The organism is Mesorhizobium sp. M7A.F.Ca.CA.002.09.1.1, from assembly GCF_003998555.1.
GTDB lineage: Bacteria > Pseudomonadota > Alphaproteobacteria > Rhizobiales > Rhizobiaceae > Mesorhizobium > Mesorhizobium ciceri.
The window spans coordinates 1-520 of the sequence record NZ_RZRR01001558.1 but is presented as its reverse complement, the minus strand read 5'-3'; the positions used below and the strand labels follow the sequence as shown (position 1 = coordinate 520).

The following is a 520-nucleotide window of genomic DNA, read 5'->3' as shown; positions in this document are numbered from 1 at the left end:
GTCATGCGAGCCGTCCTGTCATGCGAGTCTTTGGCGAATGGTTTGCTTGAAGGCGTCGAGCAGCACCGCGGCCAGCACCAGCAGGCCATGAATCACCTGGGTGAAATTGGCCGGCAGGCCCATCAAATTGATCGCCGTGTTGATGGCCGAGAGCAAAAGCACGCCGGCATAGACGCCGGGGAGGGTGCCGACGCCGCCTTTGAGGCTGACGCCGCCGATGACGACCGCGGCGAAGGCGTTGAACAGCAAGCCGACGCCGAGATTGGCGGTGGCGCCCGACGTGCGGATCGCCAGCAGCCAGCCAGCCAGGCCGGCGATGGCGCCGGCGAGCACGAAGGCGATGATGAGATTGCGGTTCACCCGGATGCCGGCGCGGAAGGTCGCCGTCTCGTTGCCGCCGATCATCACCAGATGCCGGCCGAGCGGCGTCTTGGCCATGATCAGCGAAAAGACCACGAAACAGCCAACCGCGATCCAGGCGGTGAGCGGCAGGCCGACAAGGCGCTGGATGCCGAACCAG

The 520-nt window shown here is 65.8% G+C and carries 1 protein-coding gene; it reads right to left on the bottom strand.

What is annotated here, in order from left to right; genetic code table 11:
* Window positions 1–18: 18 nt before the first annotated feature.
* Window positions 19–520: ABC transporter permease (locus EN994_RS34640; RefSeq protein WP_164746583.1), on the bottom strand; the 502-nt coding region annotated here is incomplete at its 5' end.